Source organism: Hyphomicrobium sp., from assembly GCF_020852195.1.
Classification (GTDB): domain Bacteria; phylum Pseudomonadota; class Alphaproteobacteria; order Rhizobiales; family Hyphomicrobiaceae; genus Hyphomicrobium_C.
The window spans coordinates 1-5005 of sequence record NZ_JADZBI010000250.1; the positions used below are offsets into that span (position 1 = coordinate 1).

Genomic DNA, 5005 nt, shown 5'->3' on the forward strand with positions numbered 1-5005 from the left:
ACGTTCTCACTACTGACGGTATGGATTTGCTCGGGGCCGCCGCCGTTGATTTGCGCGAGAAATCGCGGCAGTCATGGCAGCTAGTCGGCGCTGATGGCCGATGGATTCCTCGCCCATTATGAGCGCCGCAGACGACCTGGCGCGGGCCGCATACAACGCAGGTTTTCGCGGAAATGACCTCGTTACCATCGTGGCTATCGGACTCGCCGAGGGCGGGTTTCCTGGCAGCACGAATGACGCGCGGGCCACTACGGGGGAATACAGCGTTGGGCCGTGGCAAATCAACCTCGCGGCCTGGGGGCAGAAAATCACGGAAACAGCCGCACGCGCGTACGATAGCGCGGCAAAATTCGTGTATTACATCGCGTACGAATCCGGGCAGGGATTCGGCGCGTGGAGCGTGTACACAGGCGGGCAGTACCGCTCACAGATTGCCGCCGCTCAAAACGCCGTCGTGTCGCTCGGCAGACCGGACGCGCTTACGGGTGGAATCGGCGCAAGCACGGGCGGGGGCGGCGGTTCCAACATCAGCTTTGGCCCTGAATTTGACCTGCCTAATTCCATCCTCGGGCGCGTCTTTGACCTCATCCCTGGCAACCCGCTTGGCGGTGTAGCAGCGGCGCTGGCGGGCATCGCGCAACCGTTCCAATTCATCGGGCAATTCTTCGAAGTTTTGTTGAACGGGCGTACGTGGTGGCGCATCGGATTTACGCTCCTCGGCGTGAGTCTGATTGCCGGGGGAATCCTCATCTACGTATTCGCTCCTCGCTCGCGCGAGGAAGCGCAAGGCATGGCCGCTAGGGCCGCAACGGCTGGAGTGTAAGTATGTGCGTCGAACCGCGAGAGTTTCCGGGCAGCGGGCCGATTGTCCCGCTTCACGATGGCAGCGCGCCTGCGACCTCGGGCTATCCGTTCGCGCCCGTTAACCCCGTAGGCAATGCGTACGACCCAGAGCGCACGCATCCGCCCGCAGGTGACGCGGAACGGCGGTTCCATATCGTCGCGGGACAGAGCCTCATCGAACAGCCGATTCGCCTGCGTGCGCGTACGCTGATTTTCGACAACCCAACCGGGCAGTGGTACTACATCACGGCGGCGGGGCAATACTGTCCGCCGTATCAGTACAACGTACCCTTTCGGTTGCAGCCGACATCAAGCGCAAACATCATCGCACAAACGCCGCCCGCGTACACGTCTGCGCCGCTTGCAAACGAGGTAGCGACCGCGCGGTATCTCGATATCGACTTGCCGATTGCTCCGCTCCCTTTCGATGATGCGCTCGCGATTCCTGCGTACGAATCCGGGCGCTATTACGTACCAATGGGAGCGCAATCAACCGCAGCGATTAGCCTAAACAATCGGATGCTTTTGTCGCCGTTTGTTGTCGGCACTATCGGCGGCAAACGGTTTGACCGGGCCGCCGTTGATGTGACGGTAGTCGGCGACGCAGGTTCGCTCCTCACGCTCGGAGTGTATGAGAACCGCAAGGGCGGCATGTACCCTACGACTCTCCGCCGTGATTGGGGCAGCGTTCCGGGCGATGCCGTCGCAGTGCAGAGCATCACCATCGATGAATTCTTGCCGCGCGGTATCTACTGGCTCGCCGTCCTCGTTACGAATGCGCCCGCTGTCCGCCCTACCATCCGCATCATCAGCGGTTCCATCACGAGTACGTACGCGCTACAGGCAGGCGCAGGGGCGCTGCCCTGGAACGCGGGACAGATTGGCGCGCAGGATGGTATTGTCGCGTTGCCCTCGACATACACGGCAAGCACTACGGGGACATCGTTCACGCCAACTGTATACATGAGGGCGGCCTAAAAATGCGGTATATCACCTACGGGAAAGGCGGATATAAAGGGCCGCAAAACCCGAACATCATCGAGGACAAGACGGACGCGCAGGAACCGGAGCGCGACCGTATCGCCGACCTGGAAGCGCGCCTAGACGCCCTTGAACGCGGGCGGGGCAAGCCGTGACAAGTACCCGCCGCTCGCAAGCGTTCACGCTCACACCGGGCCAGCATTTCCAGAGTCCGGGTTTGTCAATGTACGCGCAGTCATGCGTGATTGATAACCCAACCGCGCAGTGGTGGAAATTGCCGGATGGGCGGCGGGTAAAACCGTTCACGATTAACAACGTCTTTTCGTTCGCTGGCACGCAGGTATTCGCTCTGCGTGCCGAGGTTCCCACTGGCATTATCGCCAACGCTGAGGTAAGTGATGCCGTAGGTTCCATCATCTTTTTTGAATCGGCTCTGCCTGAATTGCAGGGCCTCGATATGGGTTCGAATTACGTTTCAGACCCGACACAATCGGATATGTCTACGGTATTCCAGCAGAACATCGTATTCGCCGCAGGCGTGATGAATCTGGCGCTGGCCGCTCCGTTTGCTACTAAACGGTTTTACATGACGCGCTTCGCGTTTGGTGCGGAGGTAGGCGTGGCGGTGGGGCATCGTCTCGGATTCGCGCGGTTCATTCTGCCTACCTCCATCGAGGGTTTGACTGTAGTGGGGACTAACGGCGGTTCCGTGGACTTCGGACCGAATCCCGTACTCGTGCCGTCCGGCTTGTTTACCATCGTGTTTGAATGGCAATTCAGCATCGCAGGTGAGGCTGGATGGTCAATCACTGGGTACACGAAATAGAGGCGGCAAATGCTCGCGTACTTCACGAACCTCAACAAGCAACTGGCAGGGTGGGAGGATAGCACGCTTACGGCGCTCCTGGTGCTCGCTGGTGCCGTCGTCATCATCGGTGCGTTCGCACTCCCGCCAGTCGGCAAGGCAGCGCTCCTGACGTGGATTGTAGCGCCGTAAGGACAAACGGAAACCCCCCGGCAGACCGGGGGGTTTCCGTGGAGTGCCGCGCTGTCTGCCGCGCTAGTCCTCCGCTAGACCCGCCTCATCCCAGTCGAGCGTGAGGCGCTGCGCCGCGATGCCGATGCGCTTGAACGCGGTACTGAACGCCTCGACGCCTTCCATGCCATCGAGCGCCTTGCCCGCGCGGCGGGACGCGCTCTGAATGGAGCGCAGCGCGCCCTCGACAATCTCCTCGGGAGTCTTTGCCGCCTTGGGGGCCGCCGTCTTGTCTGCCATCGTGTCAATCCTCCTCGTGCGTTGCGCTCGCTTGTGCGGGCGCTTGATTCGTTGATTGTACCGCAGCCCAAGGGCGGAAGTCAACGCCCGGATGCGCCATTCTCATATGCGAGTCACGCACCTCATGAGCGCGTGCTAGTCCCATGCCGTAGCACGGTAAGAGGCAATGAGAGCAGCGGAGCATCTTTAGCGCGGGCGTCATCCTTTCGTCCATTTCCCGAAATCAAGCGCGGGAGACTTGCACTTTTTACAGAGCAAATCGCGCCAGCTTTCGTCATTGTATGATAGCGGATGCCTCATTTCTTGCACGTGCCCGCACTCATCACAAGTGCGAACCCATCGCCGCGATTCGTCCGTCATACCCATCCTTTCAGCACGAGGACGCCTAGCACAGTCAACGCCACGCCTGCGACCTCGATGCGCGTACCCTGGCGGTTCCAGCGCACGCGCAGCGACCGCGCGCCGAGATAGACGCCAGCGCAGGCGACTAGCTCAAACCCCGGCATACTCACACCTATCATGACGCGAGCAATACCACGTCAGAGCGTGGACATCCTTGCCGATGAAGCAATGAAAGTCCTTGCCCTGATTGTCGCGGAATCGGAACAGATGTGTTGTGCAGACCCAGAACCCAGATTCGTAGTTATCGCAGGGCGGATACACGGTGAGTGTAGTACCGCCCGCGAGTACGAAATCCGACCCCACCGGAAGGGCGGACACGCGCGCATTGCCCTGTAGGTACGTGCGCTGCCGGTCATGCTTTTCCTCGAATCGGTGCCGAGGATGCGCCTTCCGTTCAATAGCAATGAGGCAGCCTTGGCACACGGTTTGACTCGTGCCTAGCTCAGGTACATGGCTGTTCTCGGCGTGGTCGCAACGGGCGCACAAGTCGCTAGGCATTGCGCCCACGCTTTCGCGGCTCGGCGGACGGTTCCTCGCGTGCCGCGCTCAGAGCCTCGATACGCTCGACTTCGCGCATGAGGACGGCGACGGCCCACGCTCCGAACGTACGCGCGTGCTCGGGGAATGTGACACGATGAGCGGCTTTCAACCGCTCATGTTCCGTGTCCTCGGGCCGGATTGTGATTTGCACTTTAGCCACGGTGATACACCGTCACGTGACGCTCGTGCCAACCAGTCAGTGCCTCGCGGTTCTCGAGGGTATCCGATACCCATTCGATATGCCCCACAACGCGCCCGTTTGACACTTCGGCAAGGCCGTAGGCCAAACGACAAGAGTCGCACATAGCCGAAATCTTCGCCGTTGATGTATCGAACCTGAGCGCCGAAATCAAAATCAATTCATGTTCCTTTCCTGACGGTTCGCGTCATAGACCCCGGTGTTGATGTTGGCCGCAATCAGCAGCGCATCGGCGACCGCAGCGGCGGTAACGGGCGTCAAGATTGCATGAGCGTGGAGGATGATTACTTCCTGCCCATCGGGGACGGTTTCCTGGCTAATCGCCATTTCGCCGTCGCCCGATGTCGAGATAATGATGCGCTTCATTCGTCAATGCTAAACGAGTACGTCATGGCCTCGACGAGAGTTTGCATTACTTCTCGTAACTCATCATCGGTTAAGCGCTGGACAACGCCGACGTTGTACCGCCTCCGCATGATGGCGATTAGCTGATTCACGGAAGCGCCAACCATTCGCGGAGAACCTGCACCGCCATCGCGGTTCGACGCTTCGCACACGCGCCGCAACGAACCCCCATCTTGATACCGTGCTCGCACGTCTCGGGCATAGCTCATAACCTCCTCTGCGTTGCGCCAATCCGACGCTGCGTCAATCCTACCTCATCCGCCCCGCGCGTGTCAAGCGCATCGCGCGCCTCGGACGCCTCGCGCGTGCCATTGACACTAGCGACACAAGTGGCACGAGAATCGCGGACGGACGGCAGA

Annotated in this window: 8 protein-coding genes; 5 read left to right on the forward strand and 3 right to left on the reverse strand. The window is 60.2% G+C overall.

The genetic code is table 11. The annotated features are described in order from the left end of the window. Window positions 1–118: 118 nt before the first annotated feature. Genes IT540_RS20590 through IT540_RS20610 form a run of 5 tightly spaced genes read left to right on the forward strand, consistent with a single transcriptional unit; the run spans window position 119 to window position 2821 of the window. Complete coding sequence (locus tag IT540_RS20590; protein ID WP_291181753.1) at window positions 119–823, forward strand: hypothetical protein; 705 nt, start codon at window positions 119–121, stop codon at window positions 821–823. A 2-nt stretch (window positions 824–825) separates the two neighbouring features. Further along, window positions 826–1821 (forward strand): hypothetical protein, encoded by a 996-nt coding sequence (locus IT540_RS20595; protein ID WP_291181754.1) that lies wholly within the window; start codon window positions 826–828, stop codon window positions 1819–1821. A gap of 2 nt (window positions 1822–1823) precedes the next feature. Then, a complete protein-coding gene (locus IT540_RS20600) occupies window positions 1824–1979 on the forward strand; it encodes a hypothetical protein (RefSeq protein ID WP_291181755.1) in 156 nt (51 codons plus the stop codon). Further along, window positions 1976–2650 carry a hypothetical protein gene (locus IT540_RS20605; protein WP_291181756.1) on the forward strand — a complete coding sequence of 225 codons (675 nt, stop codon included), beginning with the start codon at window positions 1976–1978 and terminating at the stop codon, window positions 2648–2650. The genes IT540_RS20600 and IT540_RS20605 overlap by 4 nt, the downstream gene beginning before the upstream one ends. Before the next feature lie 9 nt (window positions 2651–2659). Further along, window positions 2660–2821, forward strand: a complete 162-nt coding sequence (locus IT540_RS20610; RefSeq protein ID WP_291181757.1) for a hypothetical protein — start codon at window positions 2660–2662, stop codon at window positions 2819–2821. A gap of 63 nt (window positions 2822–2884) precedes the next feature. On the opposite strand, the gene IT540_RS20615 is transcribed toward IT540_RS20610, so the two are convergent. The 3 genes from IT540_RS20615 to IT540_RS20625 all read right to left on the reverse strand — a co-directional run bounded on the left by IT540_RS20615 (window position 2885) and on the right by IT540_RS20625 (window position 4607). Further along, window positions 2885–3100: a hypothetical protein gene (locus tag IT540_RS20615; RefSeq protein ID WP_291181758.1), complete on the reverse strand. Its 216-nt coding sequence runs from the start codon at window positions 3098–3100 to the stop codon at window positions 2885–2887. Between the two features lie 356 nt (window positions 3101–3456). After that, entirely contained in the window at window positions 3457–3606 is a 150-nt protein-coding gene (locus IT540_RS20620; RefSeq protein WP_291181759.1) for a hypothetical protein, read from the reverse strand. A gap of 791 nt (window positions 3607–4397) precedes the next feature. Then, window positions 4398–4607: a hypothetical protein gene (locus IT540_RS20625; RefSeq protein WP_291181760.1), complete on the reverse strand. Its 210-nt coding sequence runs from the start codon at window positions 4605–4607 to the stop codon at window positions 4398–4400. Window positions 4608–5005 lie beyond the last annotated feature (398 nt).